The organism is Paenibacillus sp. FSL H8-0122, assembly GCF_038005345.1.
Lineage (GTDB): Bacteria > Bacillota > Bacilli > Paenibacillales > Paenibacillaceae > Paenibacillus_AQ.
In genome coordinates this window covers 3,702,431-3,716,387 of the sequence record NZ_JBBOTB010000001.1, presented here as the reverse complement: position 1 = coordinate 3,716,387, position 13,957 = coordinate 3,702,431, and the positions used below count along the sequence as shown (strand labels likewise).

16 protein-coding genes are annotated in these 13,957 nt (G+C 54.6%); 10 read left to right on the top strand and 6 right to left on the bottom strand.

From position 1 onward, the window contains the following. Nucleotide 1 precedes the first annotated feature (1 nt). The 4 genes from NSS64_RS16360 to NSS64_RS16345 all read left to right on the top strand — a co-directional run bounded on the left by NSS64_RS16360 (nt 2) and on the right by NSS64_RS16345 (nt 4,215). Nucleotides 2-1,315 carry an alkaline phosphatase family protein gene (locus tag NSS64_RS16360; RefSeq protein ID WP_341140803.1) on the top strand — a complete coding sequence of 438 codons (1,314 nt, stop codon included), beginning with the start codon at nt 2-4 and terminating at the stop codon, nt 1,313-1,315. A gap of 404 nt (nt 1,316-1,719) precedes the next feature. Continuing rightward, nucleotides 1,720-2,463, top strand: a complete 744-nt coding sequence (locus NSS64_RS16355) for a metal ABC transporter ATP-binding protein (RefSeq protein WP_341142825.1) — start codon at nt 1,720-1,722, stop codon at nt 2,461-2,463. Then, nucleotides 2,456-3,298, top strand: a complete 843-nt coding sequence (locus tag NSS64_RS16350) for a metal ABC transporter permease (RefSeq protein ID WP_036729903.1) — start codon at nt 2,456-2,458, stop codon at nt 3,296-3,298. The genes NSS64_RS16355 and NSS64_RS16350 overlap by 8 nt, the downstream gene beginning before the upstream one ends. Beyond that, on the top strand, nt 3,295-4,215 hold the full coding sequence (locus NSS64_RS16345) for a metal ABC transporter substrate-binding protein (protein WP_341140802.1): 921 nt from the start codon (nt 3,295-3,297) through the stop codon (nt 4,213-4,215). The genes NSS64_RS16350 and NSS64_RS16345 overlap by 4 nt, the downstream gene beginning before the upstream one ends. Nucleotides 4,216-4,310: 95 nt before the next feature. Here the strand turns inward: NSS64_RS16345 and NSS64_RS16340 are convergent, their stop codons facing one another. Then, nucleotides 4,311-4,994, bottom strand: coding sequence for an O-methyltransferase (locus NSS64_RS16340; protein WP_341140801.1), 684 nt, complete (start codon nt 4,992-4,994; stop codon nt 4,311-4,313). A gap of 146 nt (nt 4,995-5,140) precedes the next feature. Between NSS64_RS16340 and NSS64_RS16335 the strand changes: the two genes are divergently transcribed. The 4 genes from NSS64_RS16335 to NSS64_RS16320 all read left to right on the top strand — a co-directional run bounded on the left by NSS64_RS16335 (nt 5,141) and on the right by NSS64_RS16320 (nt 7,645). Further along, nucleotides 5,141-6,022, top strand: a complete 882-nt coding sequence (locus NSS64_RS16335) for a LysR family transcriptional regulator (protein WP_340941654.1) — start codon at nt 5,141-5,143, stop codon at nt 6,020-6,022. Between the two features lie 99 nt (nt 6,023-6,121). Then, nucleotides 6,122-6,616 (top strand): DUF2975 domain-containing protein, encoded by a 495-nt coding sequence (locus tag NSS64_RS16330; RefSeq protein ID WP_341140800.1) that lies wholly within the window; start codon nt 6,122-6,124, stop codon nt 6,614-6,616. Between the two features lie 10 nt (nt 6,617-6,626). Further along, a complete protein-coding gene (locus tag NSS64_RS16325; protein ID WP_341140799.1) occupies nt 6,627-6,842 on the top strand; it encodes a helix-turn-helix domain-containing protein in 216 nt (71 codons plus the stop codon). Nucleotides 6,843-6,871: 29 nt separating this feature from the next. Further along, nucleotides 6,872-7,645, top strand: coding sequence for a DUF817 domain-containing protein (locus NSS64_RS16320; protein WP_341140798.1), 774 nt, complete (start codon nt 6,872-6,874; stop codon nt 7,643-7,645). On the opposite strand, the gene NSS64_RS16315 is transcribed toward NSS64_RS16320, so the two are convergent. After that, entirely contained in the window at nt 7,608-8,744 is a 1,137-nt protein-coding gene (locus tag NSS64_RS16315; protein ID WP_341140797.1) for a saccharopine dehydrogenase family protein, read from the bottom strand. The genes NSS64_RS16320 and NSS64_RS16315 overlap by 38 nt on opposite strands. Before the next feature lie 128 nt (nt 8,745-8,872). Between NSS64_RS16315 and NSS64_RS16310 the strand changes: the two genes are divergently transcribed. After that, nucleotides 8,873-9,934 carry a LuxR C-terminal-related transcriptional regulator gene (locus NSS64_RS16310; protein ID WP_341140796.1) on the top strand — a complete coding sequence of 354 codons (1,062 nt, stop codon included), beginning with the start codon at nt 8,873-8,875 and terminating at the stop codon, nt 9,932-9,934. Between the two features lie 142 nt (nt 9,935-10,076). Here the strand turns inward: NSS64_RS16310 and NSS64_RS16305 are convergent, their stop codons facing one another. Continuing rightward, on the bottom strand, nt 10,077-10,619 hold the full coding sequence (locus NSS64_RS16305) for an NADPH-dependent FMN reductase (RefSeq protein WP_036729889.1): 543 nt from the start codon (nt 10,617-10,619) through the stop codon (nt 10,077-10,079). A gap of 414 nt (nt 10,620-11,033) precedes the next feature. Here NSS64_RS16305 and NSS64_RS16300 point away from each other — a divergent pair, with 414 nt between their 5' ends. Continuing rightward, nucleotides 11,034-12,080, top strand: coding sequence for an aromatic ring-hydroxylating dioxygenase subunit alpha (locus NSS64_RS16300; protein ID WP_340941643.1), 1,047 nt, complete (start codon nt 11,034-11,036; stop codon nt 12,078-12,080). Between the two features lie 113 nt (nt 12,081-12,193). Here the strand turns inward: NSS64_RS16300 and NSS64_RS16295 are convergent, their stop codons facing one another. The 3 genes from NSS64_RS16295 to NSS64_RS16285 form a co-directional block, all read right to left on the bottom strand. Continuing rightward, the gene (locus tag NSS64_RS16295; RefSeq protein WP_341140795.1) at nt 12,194-12,799 is read right to left on the bottom strand and encodes a histidine phosphatase family protein; all 606 of its coding nucleotides are present in this window, start codon (nt 12,797-12,799) and stop codon (nt 12,194-12,196) included. 152 nt (nt 12,800-12,951) lie between these two features. Further along, entirely contained in the window at nt 12,952-13,314 is a 363-nt protein-coding gene (locus NSS64_RS16290; protein WP_341140794.1) for a hypothetical protein, read from the bottom strand. Nucleotide 13,315: 1 nt separating this feature from the next. Beyond that, nucleotides 13,316-13,912, bottom strand: coding sequence for a zinc-binding alcohol dehydrogenase family protein (locus NSS64_RS16285; protein WP_341140793.1), 597 nt, complete (start codon nt 13,910-13,912; stop codon nt 13,316-13,318). Nucleotides 13,913-13,957: the final 45 nt, after the last annotated feature.

The window sequence follows — 13,957 nt, the reverse complement described above, 5'->3', positions numbered from 1 at the left end:
TATGGAATCTACTGGACTGCAATCGCAACCACCCCCGGCAGCCAAGCATCTGATCGTCATCTCCTATGATGCCTTCTCTGAGGATCACTGGGAGCTGGCCAGCCGCCTGCCTAATCTGTCGAAGCTGATCACCAGCGGTGCTTACAGCAACCGTCTGAGAAGTGTCTATCCCACGCTCACTTATGTGGTGCATACGACCATCGCTACCGGCGTCTACCCGGATAAGCACGGCGTCTATCACAACAATCCGCTGCAGCCGTTCGTGCCGGAGGAGGAGCAGCGCTGGTTCTGGTTCCGGGAGGCGGTCCAGGTGCCAACGATCTATGATGCCGCGCGTAAGGCAGGGCTGAGTACGGCGGGACTGCTGTGGCCGGTAAGCGGCAAGTCCTCGATTCAGTATAATATTCCAGAGATCCGGGCGTTAAAAGGAGAGAATCAGGCGCTCAAGATACTGCGAAGCGGCAGTCCCCTGTACTGCGCCCGGCTGGAGTTGAAATACGGACGGATCAGGCAGGGCATCACCCAGCCGCAGCTCGATAACTTCACCACGAAGTGCGCTGCCGATACGATCAAGCGGCATAAGCCGAATCTGCTCATGATGCATCTAATCGACCTGGATGACACCAAGCATATGTACGGCACGGATAGCGGGGAAGTGGACGATGTCATCCTGCGGATGGACAACCGGCTGGGTGAGATCATGCAGGCTGTGGAGGATGCCGGAATCCGGGAGGAGACGGTGATTATGGTACTGGGTGACCATGGTCAGTTCAACGTGCGCTACAAGGTGCATTTGAACAATCTTTTGCAGGCTAAGGGGCTGATCTATGAGAAGGACGGCGTGATGCAGTGGCGGGCCTACTTCCAGAGCGGCGGCGGTTCAGCTTATCTGCATGTGCAGCCCGGAGATGAGGAAGCGCAGCGGCTGGCCTTGGCGGTGGTGGATGAATATAGGCGTGACGGTGCACCAGGAATCGAGAGTGTATATACGGAAGAGACGCTGAAGCAGCTCCACGCCAGCCCGGTGGCAAAAGTCATGCTTGAAGCACAGCGGGGCTACAGCTTCGATGAGGCGCTGGCGGACACGCTGATAACCGATCTGCAGGCTGAAGGTATACGCTATGCTACGCATGGCTACTCGCCGGATGCAAGCGGGTACCGCTGCAATCTCGTCATCGCAGGGGCTGGGATCAAGCAGAGCTATCCCATCGGTGACCTGGAGATGGTCGATATCGCCCCGACGATGGGACGAATTCTGGGGATGGAGTTCAGGCCGGGGGACGGGCGGGTGCTGGAGGAGATTTTTGAGGGATAGCTAGGGGAATAGTAGTGGTAGTAGGAATGCTAATAGAGCAACTTCCATCGGTCTGATCAGGATGTCCGCGCACGCGGCCGCCGGGTTGGGCTTTTTTTTGTTGACTTCAGAGGCCAATATGATGATAGCTAGCTTATGCGGGGGTGTGGAGCGGGAGACTGTAATTTAAATTTAAATTACCGTTGACAATTTGCCTATGATAAAATATATTATCCATAAGAATAAAAGTTTCCTGAAGGAAACATATATGCAGATGAGAAACAATAGACATATTAATAGGCTAGATAATTTGAACTAAAAAATTTAAGTTTAGGGAAAAGTGGCGAACAGCCAATTCCAAAACCTAAAAAATCATTAGTTCAATTTAGCCAGATAGGCTAAATAAGAGACGGGGTGCTGACATGATTCAGATTAAAGGTTTAAATGTTGATTATTTCGGCCATTCGGCGCTGGAAGGAGTGACGCTCGATATCCCCTTCGGGCATTCGGTAGGCATTATCGGGCCTAATGGCGCCGGTAAATCCACGTTCATTAAGGCGCTGCTGGACGTAATCAAGAAGAGAAGCGGAACGGTGAAGGCAGAGGGGAAGGACATCGCCCTGTACAGACGGAATATCGCCTACGTGCCGCAGAAGAACGATATTGACCTGACTTTTCCCATTACAGTGAAGGATACGGTGCTGACCGGAACTTATCCGAACCTGAAGCTGTTCCGGCGTCCGGGCAAGAAGGAGCGGAATATTGCGGAGCGCAGCATGGCGATGGTGGAGATCAGTGACCTTGCGGATAAGCAGATCAGCAATTTGTCCGGCGGGCAGCTGCAGCGGGTGTTTATCGCCCGGGCGCTGGCTCAGGAGGCCAGTGTGTTTTTCCTGGATGAGCCGTTTGTGGGCATTGATATGGTCAGCGAGCGCATCATTGTGAACCTGTTCAAGCAGCTCCGCGAGGAAGGGAAGACGATCCTGGTGGTGCATCATGATCTGCATGAGGTCGAAGAATATTTTGATAAAATCATTCTGCTCAACAAGCAGCTAATCGCCTTCGGAGATGTACAGGATACCTTCACCACGGAGAATATCCGCAGAGCCTACGGTACCTCCTTGGGCAATGTAATGATCCAGGGGGCAGGAGGTGCCGCTCATGCTTGAGTCCTTATCCAGCCTGCTGAATATTCCAGTGTATGCCATTAACGCCGGGCTATCTGCGATTATCCTCGGGATTGTCTCGGGGGCGCTGGGCAGCTTCATCGTTCTGCGCAAAATGTCGCTGATGGGCGATGCCTTATCTCACGCGGTGCTTCCGGGCGTCGCCCTGTCTTATATTCTGGGCATTAACATCCTGCTGGGTGCTTCGTTATTTGGCCTGTTAGCCGCTATTCTCATTCAATTCATCACCAGCCGCAGCAATATTAAGAGCGATACCTCCATCGGCATCATTCTTAGCTCCTTCTTTGCACTCGGCATTGTCTTGATTACATTCGCCCGCAGCGGGCTGGATCTCACTCATATTCTGTTCGGCAACATTCTGGCCGTTCCGCAATCCGAGCTGCTGCAATCCTTCATCATCATGCTGGCGGTGCTTGCCATTATTACACTGCTGTACAAAGAACTGCTGATCAGCTCATTCGATCCGGTGGTAGCGAAGGCATACGGGCTGAAGACCGGCTTCTATCATTATCTGCTGATGATGCTGCTCTCCGTAGTGACCGTCTCCTCCTTGTCCCAGGTTGGGATTGTGCTGGTCATCGCCATGCTGGTTATCCCGGCGGCCACTTCGTATCTGTGGTCTAATTCCTTACTGCATATGATCGTTTTAGCCTCTGCAGTAGGGGCAGCCTCGGGGATCATCGGCGTATACGTGAGCTTCCGCTACAATCTGCCGACAAGTGCAACAATCGTGCTGGTAGGCGTCACCCTGTTCAGCATTTCATTCATCATATCGCCCAAAAATAATTTTCTGCGGAAAGGATTGAAGCAAGCATGAGACTGTTCAAAATACTATCGGCATCCGTACTCCTTCTACTACTAGCAGCCTGCTCCAACACCAGTAAGGGGGGAGCGGATGACGGTAAGCTGCAGATCGTGGCCACGTATTCGATTATTGCCGACATGACCCGGAATATCACCGGAGATAAAGCGGAGGTCTATAGCATGGTGCCTATCGGCACAGACCCGCATATGTATGATCCGCTGCCCGCAGATACAGGCAAGGTGTCGAGTGCGGACCTTATTTTCTATAACGGCTTGAATCTGGAGACCGGGAAGGGCTGGTTCCAGGATCTGCTCAAGGTGACGAAAAAGGAAGCGGCCGCGTTTGCCGTCTCTGAAGAGGTTGCGCCGATGTACCTAACCGAGAAGGGGAAGGAATCTCAGGTTGACCCTCATGCCTGGCTGGATATACAGAACGCGGTCAAGTATGTGGACGTCATTACCGCGCGTGTGATCGAACGGGACCCGGACAACAAGCAGTATTATCTGGATAACCAGACCGCGTATGTGAAGGAGCTGACCGAGCTGGATCAGTATGCCAAGGAAGCCGTGAGCAAGGTCCCGCAGGATAAGCGCGTCCTGGTGACCAGTGAAGGGGCCTTCAAATACTTTTCCAAGGCCTATGGCTTCGAGTCCGCCTTCATCTGGGAGATCAACACGGACAGCCAGGGAACACCGGAGCAGATGAACCGGATTATCGGCATTATCAAGGAGAAGCAGATTCCGGCGTTATTCCTGGAAACGAGCGTCAACCCCAAGACAATGGAGACCATATCCCGCGAGACCGGGGTGCCGGTGCACTCCAAGATTTTCACGGATTCTCTGGCTAAGGAAGGCGAAGACGGAGACACCTATCTGAAGATGATCAAGTGGAATATCGATCAGGTGATTGAGGGCTTGTCGAAGGAATAAGCGGATGCCTGTGTGCGAAAAAGAGCCCGCAACAACCAATAACCCGCAAGGCCGGATAAGCACTGCTATCCTTGCCTGCGGGTTATTCGTTATCCTTAGGGGTTATTTTGTGTGGTGACAATCCCGAGCACAAAGCCGTCATAGCCCTTGCTGCCGACCGTCTGTATTGCAGTAGCATCTATACGCGGCTCTGCGGCGAGCAGCTCCATGAACTGCCGGATACCTTGAACCCGGTCATCCTTACTGCCCGGGTCAATAACCTCGCCGTCACGCACTACGTTATCAGCCACAATGACCGCGCCCGGCCGGGCCAGCTTCAGCGCCCACTTCAGGTAATGCGGATTATTAGGCTTGTCGGCATCAATGAAGATGAAGTCAAACGGCTCATCGCCCCGGGCTTCCAGCAGCGCCAGCGAATCCAGCGCCGGGCCTTCAATTACCTCTGTCTTGTCTGCCAGCCCCGCCATTCTCAGGTTATCCTCAGCTACCACAACATGCTTGTGCTCGAATTCCAGCGAGACCAGCCTGCCCGTCTCCGGCAATGCCCGCGCCAGCCAGATGGTGCTATAACCGCCCAGGGTGCCGATCTCCAGAATGTTGGATGCCCCCTTCATTTTGGCGAGCAGATACAGCAGCTTCCCCTGGTTCGGAGCGACATCAATCGCCGGTAAGCCGGCCCCGGCATTCGCATCCAGCACAGCGTCCAGGACCGGATCTGCCTCCAGCAGCCTGTCACCGAAATAGGTATCGACCTTACTCCATTTACTTTGTTCTTCCATGTGAATCCCTCCGTTAGTTGTGTTTTTATATTGGTGTATTAGAACTGCTTTAAATATAAGGGATTATCATTCATAATACTAATATATGTTAATGTCATAATCATAAGTATTGGTTATGAATGCAACCTATGAATAGGAGCGTATTTATGAACATTCATGCACTGAGGCTTTTTTATTATGTGGCTGAGACGGGAAGCGTCACGAAGGCGGCTGCCCGGCTGAGGATCAGCCAGCCGGCGGTGACCAGCCAGATCAAGAGGCTGGAGAAGGATCTGGGACTGCCGCTATTCAATCCCAGCGGCCGGGGAATCTCGCTGACTCCCTTCGGGACAGAGCTGGCGAAGCAGGCCGGCAATCTCTTCACCTATGAAGAACGGATTGAGGAGTTCGTAGAGGATTACCGCCAGGGACGGAAGGGGAAGCTGCGCATTGCCGCCACCTATCTTCCGGCGAATTTCCTGGTCCCGGGCTGGGCCGCCCGGTTCAAGGCGGGGCAGCCCGAGATGGAGATTGAGATAACCACGACCAATTCCACGCAGGCCTTTGAACAATTGCAGCGTCATGAAGCGGATGTCGCCTTTTACGGGGGCGGAGCCAAGGAGAAGCCTGAGGATGTAGACTGGCTGGAGCTGTTTGAGGATGAGCTGTGGTTCGTAGTGGCCCCTTCCCATCCTTTTGCCAATGGTACGGTATCGCTGCCGGAGATGATGCAGGAGCCGTTCGTAATGCGTGAGGAAGGCAGCTCCACCCGGGAGCGTCTGGTCTCGCTCTGTACAACCTATGGTCTGAAGCCGCCGCGTGTGACCCTGCAATTCAGCGGGCTGGGCGAAGTCATTCGTTCGGTCATGGCAGGGTATGGCGCCAACTTCATCTCCTCACTGGCTGTGCGGGACTATGTGGAGTGGAAGCAGTTATGCCGGGTACAGGTGGAGGGCATTCAGCTTAGCAACCATATTGCTGTCTGTACACGCAAGAACGAGACCCTGTCAGCCGGGCTACAGCGGTTTATTGACATCTGCCGGCAATGATGAACAATAAGAATATATTCCTTTTCAATTAAAATATATTGATAAACGATAAATATTATGCTAAATTATACTCACTCTAACAAGTGAGGTGTTTGTGTGATGAACCGTAAGCCAGGCTCAACCACGTTTCTGAAGGCGGTACTTATTGTGTTCGCGCTGGCTGCGCTGGCCTTGTGTATCTTCGCGGTCCCGGCGATCGCTGGCTTCGCGGCGGAGCTGTATCCAGACCATTCGTACATCCAGGTGCTGGTGATGATAGATCTGTACGGGGCGGCCCTGCCGTTCTTCATAGCACTGTCCCAGGCCTACAGGCTGTTAGGCTTCATTGACCGTAATGAGGCGTTCGCGGAGGGCTCGGTGCGGGTGCTGAAGCTGAAGCATATCAAGCATGCGGCTGTGTCGATTAGCGGAATGTTCACCTTAGGACTGCCGCTGTTCTATCTGCTGGCAGAGCGGGATGATGCCCCGGGCATTATTGTGATCGGGCTGATCCTTATTTTCGCATCCATGGTGATTGCAGTATTCGCGGCGGTGCTCCAGAAGCTCCTGAATGAAGCGATTGAATTGAAATCTGAGAACGATCTGACAGTCTGAGGTGGCTACCATGGCGATTATCGTTAATATTGATGTGATGCTGGCTAAGCGGAAAATGAGTGTAACAGAGCTTACGGAGCGGGTGGGAATTACAATGGCGAACCTGTCCATTCTGAAGAACGGCAAGGCCAAGGCGATCCGCTTCTCAACGCTTGAGGCGATATGTAAGGCGCTGGACTGCCAGCCGGGAGATATTCTGGAATATACACCGGATGCTGTAGAATAATGGGCACCGGGAGCGGGGAGGGGACGGTATTGAGAGCCATGACACGGCTGCTGCACTTCGGGTATCATCAGGCGATGAGCTGTATCTTTCCTGTAGCGATCTTCGGAACGTTAATCCTGACCCGGACAGCAGAGCTGCCGTTCATCCACCGCTATGATCTTATTCTGCTGATCCTGCTTACTGTGCAGTACCTGATGTACCGGAGCGGGCTGGAGACGCTGGATGAGATCAAGGTGATCTGTGTGTTTCATGGGATTGGACTGGTGCTGGAGATGTATAAAATAAGAATGGGCTCCTGGGCCTACCCGGAACCCGGTTATGCGAAGCTGCTCGGTGTGCCGCTGTACAGCGGATTCATGTATGCCAGTGTGGCCAGCTACATGTGCCAGATCTGGCGCAGGCTGAAGATGGAGTTGACCGGCTGGCCGGGTCTTGCCGCTGCGGGACTGCTGGGCGGAGCGATCTATCTGAACTTCTTCACCCACCACTATATTCCGGATTTCCGCTGGTGGCTGACAGCCCTGGTAGTAGTGGTATTCTGGAGAACCTGGATCATCTACCGGGTGCAGGGCAAGACGTACCGGATGCCGCTTGTGCTGGCTTTTGCCATTGTAGGCTTCTTCATCTGGCTGGCCGAGAATATTGCGACCTTCCTGGGGGCGTGGCAGTACCCGGACCAGCACGGGAGCTGGCGGCTGGTTGGCTTCGGCAAGATCAGCTCATGGTTCCTGCTGGTGATTATCAGCGTGATTATTGTCGCCCAGCTTAAGCATGTGAAGGCCGGGCGGAGCGGGTCCAGATAGTCATTCCCTCCAGCGGATAACGGAAGGACAGTCCGGTTCCGCCGGAGACAGACGGGATTAGCGAACATTGTTCCCCGTTGGAATCAAGGGAGAATAGCTGTTCAATATGATAGACACCGGGAGACGGTGCTGACTCATAGAGTCTCAAGGCGACTCCAGCAGCCGTTGCCGCTGTGATGGATGCTTCATGTACGCCTGTAATTCCGTATTCTCTGGAGGCGGGCCTGCCATCCTTCGTGCCGCAGGCATCGACTTTGACCGCGTAGCGCTCGGAGCCGAAGCGGAAGCGGGTGAACGCCTGGACTGCGAGGTTGCGGAGTGTCCGGTTACGCAGCAGACGGGAGAGTCCGGTGCGGCGCAGCAGCGCTGCGGCTGAGGTCATGCTCCGTGAATCGAAGCAGAGCCGGGTCGAGACGGAAGGTACGGCAAGGGTCTGAGGCAGAGTCATCTGATCCGAAAAAGGAAAACGGTAGGCTCTATGCGTCCGCAGAGAAAAGCCGAAATCCGCAGTCTTAGCCTCCGTGAAGCTTGAGGCGGTGCGCGGTCTGCCGTGCTCGGTAATCTCGAAGTCGGCTCCAAGGTTGTCCACCGTCCACTCCATAGCCGCCTGTCCATGGGTGTCACCCAGTCCCAGCATGATCGAGATGTCGATCTGCTCTGTATGGTCCAGCTCCTGGACGGCCCTTGCCGCAAGCAGGTTGGTTAACCCCGGCGCGAGCCCGACACTTAGCACTGCTGCCGCCTTGAGCTTATGCTTCACAGGGTCCAGCCTTTGCAGCATAGTCAGGAAGTCTCCGCTTGCCGAGACATCTACATAATGGGTGCCGCTCTGGAGGCAGGCTTCGGCCAGCCGGGTGTCCTGCTGATCCAGACACATGACGACCAGCTTGACCTTCTCCAGCAGCTCAGGGGGAAGCGGCTTCTCTGCCGACAGGCGCAGCGGCTTCACGTATCCGCCGGTACTGCGGGAGAATTCCACGGCCCGGTTCAGGTTTCTTCCTGCCGCGTAGACCTTGCCGGGGTGCTGTGCCCCGAGTAGCCGGCATATCTGTGACCCGACATGCCCGTAACCGCCGATCACTACAATATCTGTTTTCATGAGTATTCCCGTCCTTCGTGGTGGATTGCAGGTTCTGCGGTATAATTAACTCTATGTATCATTATCCTGCTAAGGCGGGCGGCAGACTATCCCACATTTGTGGGATTTCGGGGAGGGGAGGGCAGAAGATGAACGAGGTTATGAGAAGCATTCTACAGATTGACCCTGCCCGGGGCGGGCCGGTGCTGGATTCGCAGCAGTACCGGGAAGCGGTGATTGCCAGACTCCGCCTGCTGGTGCCGTTCTCTGCGGCCTGCTGTACGACAGTGGACCCGCACACGCTTTTAACCACAGGGGCGGTTACGGAGCAGGGATTGGAAGAGGTTCATCCGCTATTGTTCGAGTATGAATATCTGCATGAGGATTATATGAAGTATGAGCAGTTAGCGGTGTCGGATATTCCGGCAGTCTGCTTAAGCGGAGTGACCGGGGGAAGCCTGGAGAAAAGTGCGCGTTACCGCAAGGTGCTGCAGCCCGCCGGATTCGGGGATGAGCTGCGCGTAGCGCTGCGCACCGGCGGGGTCTGCTGGGGGTTCCTGACCTTATTCCGTCCGCTGGACCAGCCGGCGTTTCAGGAGCAGGAATGCGCCTTGCTGGCTTCGGTAGCTCCGCTGATTGCTGAACGTCTGCGGGCGTATGCCTCTGTCCTGCCGGTATCCGGAGCGGACCGGGCAGTGCCGGAGGATAACGGTATTCTGGTGCTGAGTGAGCAGCTGGTCCCGGTCAGTGCGAATGCAGCAGCCCGTTACTGGCTGAAGCAGATCTGGAACCTGGAGCTGCTGGAAGAAGGGCAGCTTCCCGGTCCGGTGCGTGCTGTCTGCCTGCGGGTGCTCGGCGCGAAGAAGCCCGCCGGAACCGGGACTTCTCAGGCAAGAATAAGTCTTCCAATCGGAGACGGGGCGTATCTGACAGTTACCGCAAGTTTGCTTGGCGGCCCGCAGAGACAGCTCGCCGTATCCTTGGTGAGTGCCCGCTCCGGGGATGTCTTCCGGCTGCTGGCCGAAGCCTTCGCCCTTACTGCGCGGGAGAAGGAGCTGGCAGAGCTGCTGGCGCTGGGGTTATCGACCAAGGAGCTGGCGGAATCGCTGCATATCTCCGCCTACACCGTGCAGGATCATTTGAAATCCATCTTCGCCAAGACAGGCGTGTCCAGCCGCAGAGAGCTGATCAGCCGGCTGCTTCCGCGATAAGGCCAAGAATCACTAAGAACAAATAAGGGGAATCTCCACAGCCGCCTGGCTGGAGATTCCCCTTGCTTCATGTCTGGGACTTTTACTATCTGGAACTGTTCCGTAACTGAATAGAAGGAGCCTAGAATGAATTCTTGAATGCTTACTGGCGCAAGGTCTTCAGCGCGCCGCTCCAGGCCAAGACCTGATCCAGCATAGCATTGACATTGGCAGCATGCAGGTCAGCAGGCTTGAACACCGAGCCGTTCTCGAAGTCGGTGAACAGCGAGAGCAGCGGGTGGACACGGACATCGGCAACGGACAATTCGCCGAGAATACCGCGCAGATGCTCAGCGGCGCGGGCGCCACCGGCGGAGCCGTAGCTGACGATTCCGGCAGCCTTGTTGTTCCATTCTTCGCGGGCAGAATCCAGTGCGTTCTTCAGGGCACCGGAGAGACTGTGGTTATATTCCTGGACGATGAATACGAATCCGTCCAGGGTAGCCAGCTTAGCTGCCCAAGCCTGAGCTTCAGCGTAGCTGTCGCTCTCCCCGAGCAGCGGCAGCTTGAAGTCAGCAATATCTACGATTTCGTAATTAGCATCTCCACGGGCATCAGCGATCCCCTTCACCCATTCGCCTACCTGCGGGCTAACGCGGCCCTGGCGTGTGCTTCCGAGAATAATTCCGATATTAAGTGTTGTCATTGTAATTCCTCCTCGATTTTTATTTACAAGTTCTTGCAGCAGTTGTTATGTTTTTATTATAGCTAATAACTAAAATAAAGCAAGTTAATTTTTGAAACCAATTTAAGTTTTAGCCAAAATTTAAAGAGTCCATTAGCGTCCCCCACTTGGAAAGGCATTGGACCGCAATGGATGACTCTGTGTGCAACTTCGATTTTTAAAGGTCAACCATCCATTTTTTTCTTTGCCAGAACGAAGGATGTGTCATAATGCATAACATTATACTGGTATTATTAGGCTGTGTACCAAAATAAACAGCTTTACAATTGATTTATATATTGAAATTAGCTTAAAATACACTCAACAAGTCAGTTATTCTGACATATAATTAAGCAATCTTAATATATCTATAATATATGGAGAGGTGGGGCAGCCATGATAGAGGAAAAGAAACGGCAGACAGAGCTTGAGCTCCCGCGTGATTGCACCTTCTCGCCTGAAGACTGGCGTATTCTGGCCCAGTACTGGTACCCGGTGGCTACGGCAGCAGAGGTACAGGATCAGCCGGTGGCCGTGAAGCTGCTGGATATGAAGCTGGTATGCTACCGCAGCGGAGGCAAGGTGGTTATTGCCCGGGATCTGTGTTTTCACCGGGGAGCCCCGCTGAGTAAGGGATGGGTGGAGAACGGGGAGATTGTCTGCCCGTATCACGGGTTCCGCTATAATTGTGAGGGGAAATGTACTGCGGTACCGGCACATCCAAGCGCTAAAATCTCGCCCAAATTGAAATTGATTGTCTATCCGGCCATCGAACGCTACGGTCTGATCTGGACCTGCCTGGCAGATGCGCCGGAGCAGATTCCTGCCTTCCCGGCCTGGGATGATCCCGACTATATTAATATTCTGATTCCGAGCTTCGATATTGCCGGCTCCTCCGGGCGGCAGATGGAAGGCTTCCTTGATGTATCCCATTTCGCTTACGTGCATACGGCAACCTTCGGTGACCGCAATAATACAGAGGTCCCCCAGTATAAGGTATGGCGTGAAGGAGAGACGGAGCTGGTGGCCGAATACTGGAGCACGGTCAGCAACTATGGCAAAGGGCAGGAGAATCCTGCGCCGGAAGGCTTCCAGTGGCTGCGGGAGTTCCGTGTATTCGCACCGTTCGCCGCATCGCTGACGGTCTATTTCCCGGATGAGGGCAGGCTGAAGATTCTGAACTGTGCATCTCCGGTGTCGGCCCGTTATACCCGGCTGTTCTGCCCGATCTCGCGGAATTTTGACAAGAACGCCCCCTTGGAGGATACGGTGAAGTTCAATCTGCAGGTGTTCCAGGAGGATGCGGAGATGGTGGAATCGCAGACGCCGGAGGATCTCCCGCTGGATCTGCAGGCTGAAGCCCATATTCCGGCAGACCGCACCTCCATTGCTTATAGACAGCTGCTAAGCAGTCTAGGGCTGGGGCAGAATTATACGTCCTGAGCATTATTAACAGCACACGCCCGGCAGCAGAGAGCAGAAGCTCGGCAGCCGGGCGTGTGCTGTTGTGTTGATTGGGTGGAGGCTGCTGCGAAAAGCAAAGCTGGCGGCAGCAGCTAGACCGTATAATTTTCCAGCGACAGGCTCCATCTTCCGTCCACCAGCCCGATTCTGTGCAGGCTGGCATAGGAAGCAGGGAATTTACTGCCCCGGTTATTCCAGTCGATCCCTTTGATGATGTGATAGATGATATTTATGACACCGCCGTGTGTAACAATCATCAGGTTATCATCGGGGCCGCTGTCCGCATGCTCTTCGCAGAGCCGGGTGAAGGTCTCTTGAATCCGTGTAAAGAATTCGAGCGGACTCTCTCCGTCAGGGTAACGCTCGTCCATCCGCAGTCCTGAGAAGTATAAGCCGGGGTAACGTTCATTCACGATTTCGTTCGGCATACCGGCGATCACACCGTTATTCATCTCACGCCAATCCATGCTGCGCTCCAAGGGTAACTCCAGCTCTCTTGCCAGCTCGCCGGCTGTATCCAGCGCCCGCTGCAGATCACTGCTGACTATACGTTGTATAGGGAATGAGGCGGAATTCTCTCTCAAAAAACGGCCAAGCTTCTCGGCTTGTCTGTACCCCTGGGTATTCAGCCCCCGCTGGCTCCATCCGCCGCGATATCCTTCGTCGTCCTTACCGTGTCTTACCAGATAAATCGCCAACTGCTCTTCGGCCTCCTTTAAGTAGGATACCCTGCTAAGTCTATCACTCACTTTCCAGAATGTTCAAGAACAGAAGTTACAATTGCGTGTCTGGCTGCGGAGCAACACAGCTGACAATACCCGGACATAGCTTGCTTGGCGGGTTCTGGAGATTACTTGTTGTGCGGTACGAAGACAATGCGCTGCTGACTGCCCGGCGGAGTCTTCCATACTTGTTCAATCTCGGATAGCGGGTAAACCACAGGGTTGGCTGTAAGCTGACCCTCTGCAATCGCCTGAATCAACGCCGGGAATTCAGCCAGATATCCGGCTGGCGTGACGGACCCCTGGCCGCTGCCGATGATCTGGAAGTTGGCAGAGCGGAGTGCAGCGGAAGGGATTGCGGCGTCCGTACCGGCCATGGAACCGATCTGAATCCAGGTTAACAGCCGGCTGCGGTCGGACCGGCGGGTTAATATCGGGAGCATAGCGAGTGCAGCAGGCTCACCCCACAGATAGTCGAGAACGATATCCACTTCAGCTGAGGCTTCGCCGAGCTTCCGGGCCGCTGTCCCGGGATCTCCGGCAAACTACATCTGCACCAAGCTGTGTAAGTGAACGGAGACGTTCCGGGTTCCGCCCGGCGGCGATGATCTGACTGGCTCCCATATGCTTGGCGATCTGCACGGCCATTTGCCCGGAGTTGCCGGTAGCACCCAGAATGAGAACCTTGAACCCGGGCTTAGCCTGAACGCGGCGGCGGAGAGTCACCCAGGAGGACATAGCCGGATTCATCGCGGCGGCGATGAGCACGGGATCGGCATCTGCGGGCAGCTGGACAGCGCGGCGAAGATCGATGAGGGTCTGGTCTGCGAACGATCCCAGGGCATTATCGGCGGCTACAAAATAGACCAGCTTGCCATCCGGGAGCCGTCCGACGCCATCAATGCCTGGGATTAGCGGCAGCTCATCCGTACTGGTGTAGTGAGAGCCATTGGCTTGTGCCCGGACCCGGAGATGTAGTCCGGCAGCCAGCACATCTACCAGAGCTTCGTGTTCTCCTGAAGGTACCGGAGCTGCAACCTTTTCGTATTTCGGACCTGAATCGAAGGATCTTACAATAGCAGCGTACATAAATAGGCCTCCATTTACCCGGATAGTTGCCGGGTGAGTGATTTT

Bases quoted from the DNA above. Each gene is read 5' to 3' on its own strand.
- NSS64_RS16360 (WP_341140803.1), top strand. From the start codon at position 2: ATGGAATCTACTGGACTGCAATCGCAACCACCCCCGGCAGCCAAGCAT.
- NSS64_RS16350 (WP_036729903.1), top strand. From the start codon at position 2,456: ATGCTTGAGTCCTTATCCAGCCTGCTGAATATTCCAGTGTATGCCATT.
- NSS64_RS16345 (WP_341140802.1), top strand. From the start codon at position 3,295: ATGAGACTGTTCAAAATACTATCGGCATCCGTACTCCTTCTACTACTA.
- NSS64_RS16340 (WP_341140801.1), bottom strand. From the start codon at position 4,994: ATGGAAGAACAAAGTAAATGGAGTAAGGTCGATACCTATTTCGGTGAC.
- NSS64_RS16335 (WP_340941654.1), top strand. From the start codon at position 5,141: ATGAACATTCATGCACTGAGGCTTTTTTATTATGTGGCTGAGACGGGA.
- NSS64_RS16330 (WP_341140800.1), top strand. From the start codon at position 6,122: ATGAACCGTAAGCCAGGCTCAACCACGTTTCTGAAGGCGGTACTTATT.
- NSS64_RS16325 (WP_341140799.1), top strand. From the start codon at position 6,627: ATGGCGATTATCGTTAATATTGATGTGATGCTGGCTAAGCGGAAAATG.
- NSS64_RS16315 (WP_341140797.1), bottom strand. From the start codon at position 8,744: ATGAAAACAGATATTGTAGTGATCGGCGGTTACGGGCATGTCGGGTCA.
- NSS64_RS16310 (WP_341140796.1), top strand. From the start codon at position 8,873: ATGAACGAGGTTATGAGAAGCATTCTACAGATTGACCCTGCCCGGGGC.
- NSS64_RS16305 (WP_036729889.1), bottom strand. From the start codon at position 10,619: ATGACAACACTTAATATCGGAATTATTCTCGGAAGCACACGCCAGGGC.
- NSS64_RS16300 (WP_340941643.1), top strand. From the start codon at position 11,034: ATGATAGAGGAAAAGAAACGGCAGACAGAGCTTGAGCTCCCGCGTGAT.
- NSS64_RS16285 (WP_341140793.1), bottom strand. From the start codon at position 13,912: ATGTACGCTGCTATTGTAAGATCCTTCGATTCAGGTCCGAAATACGAA.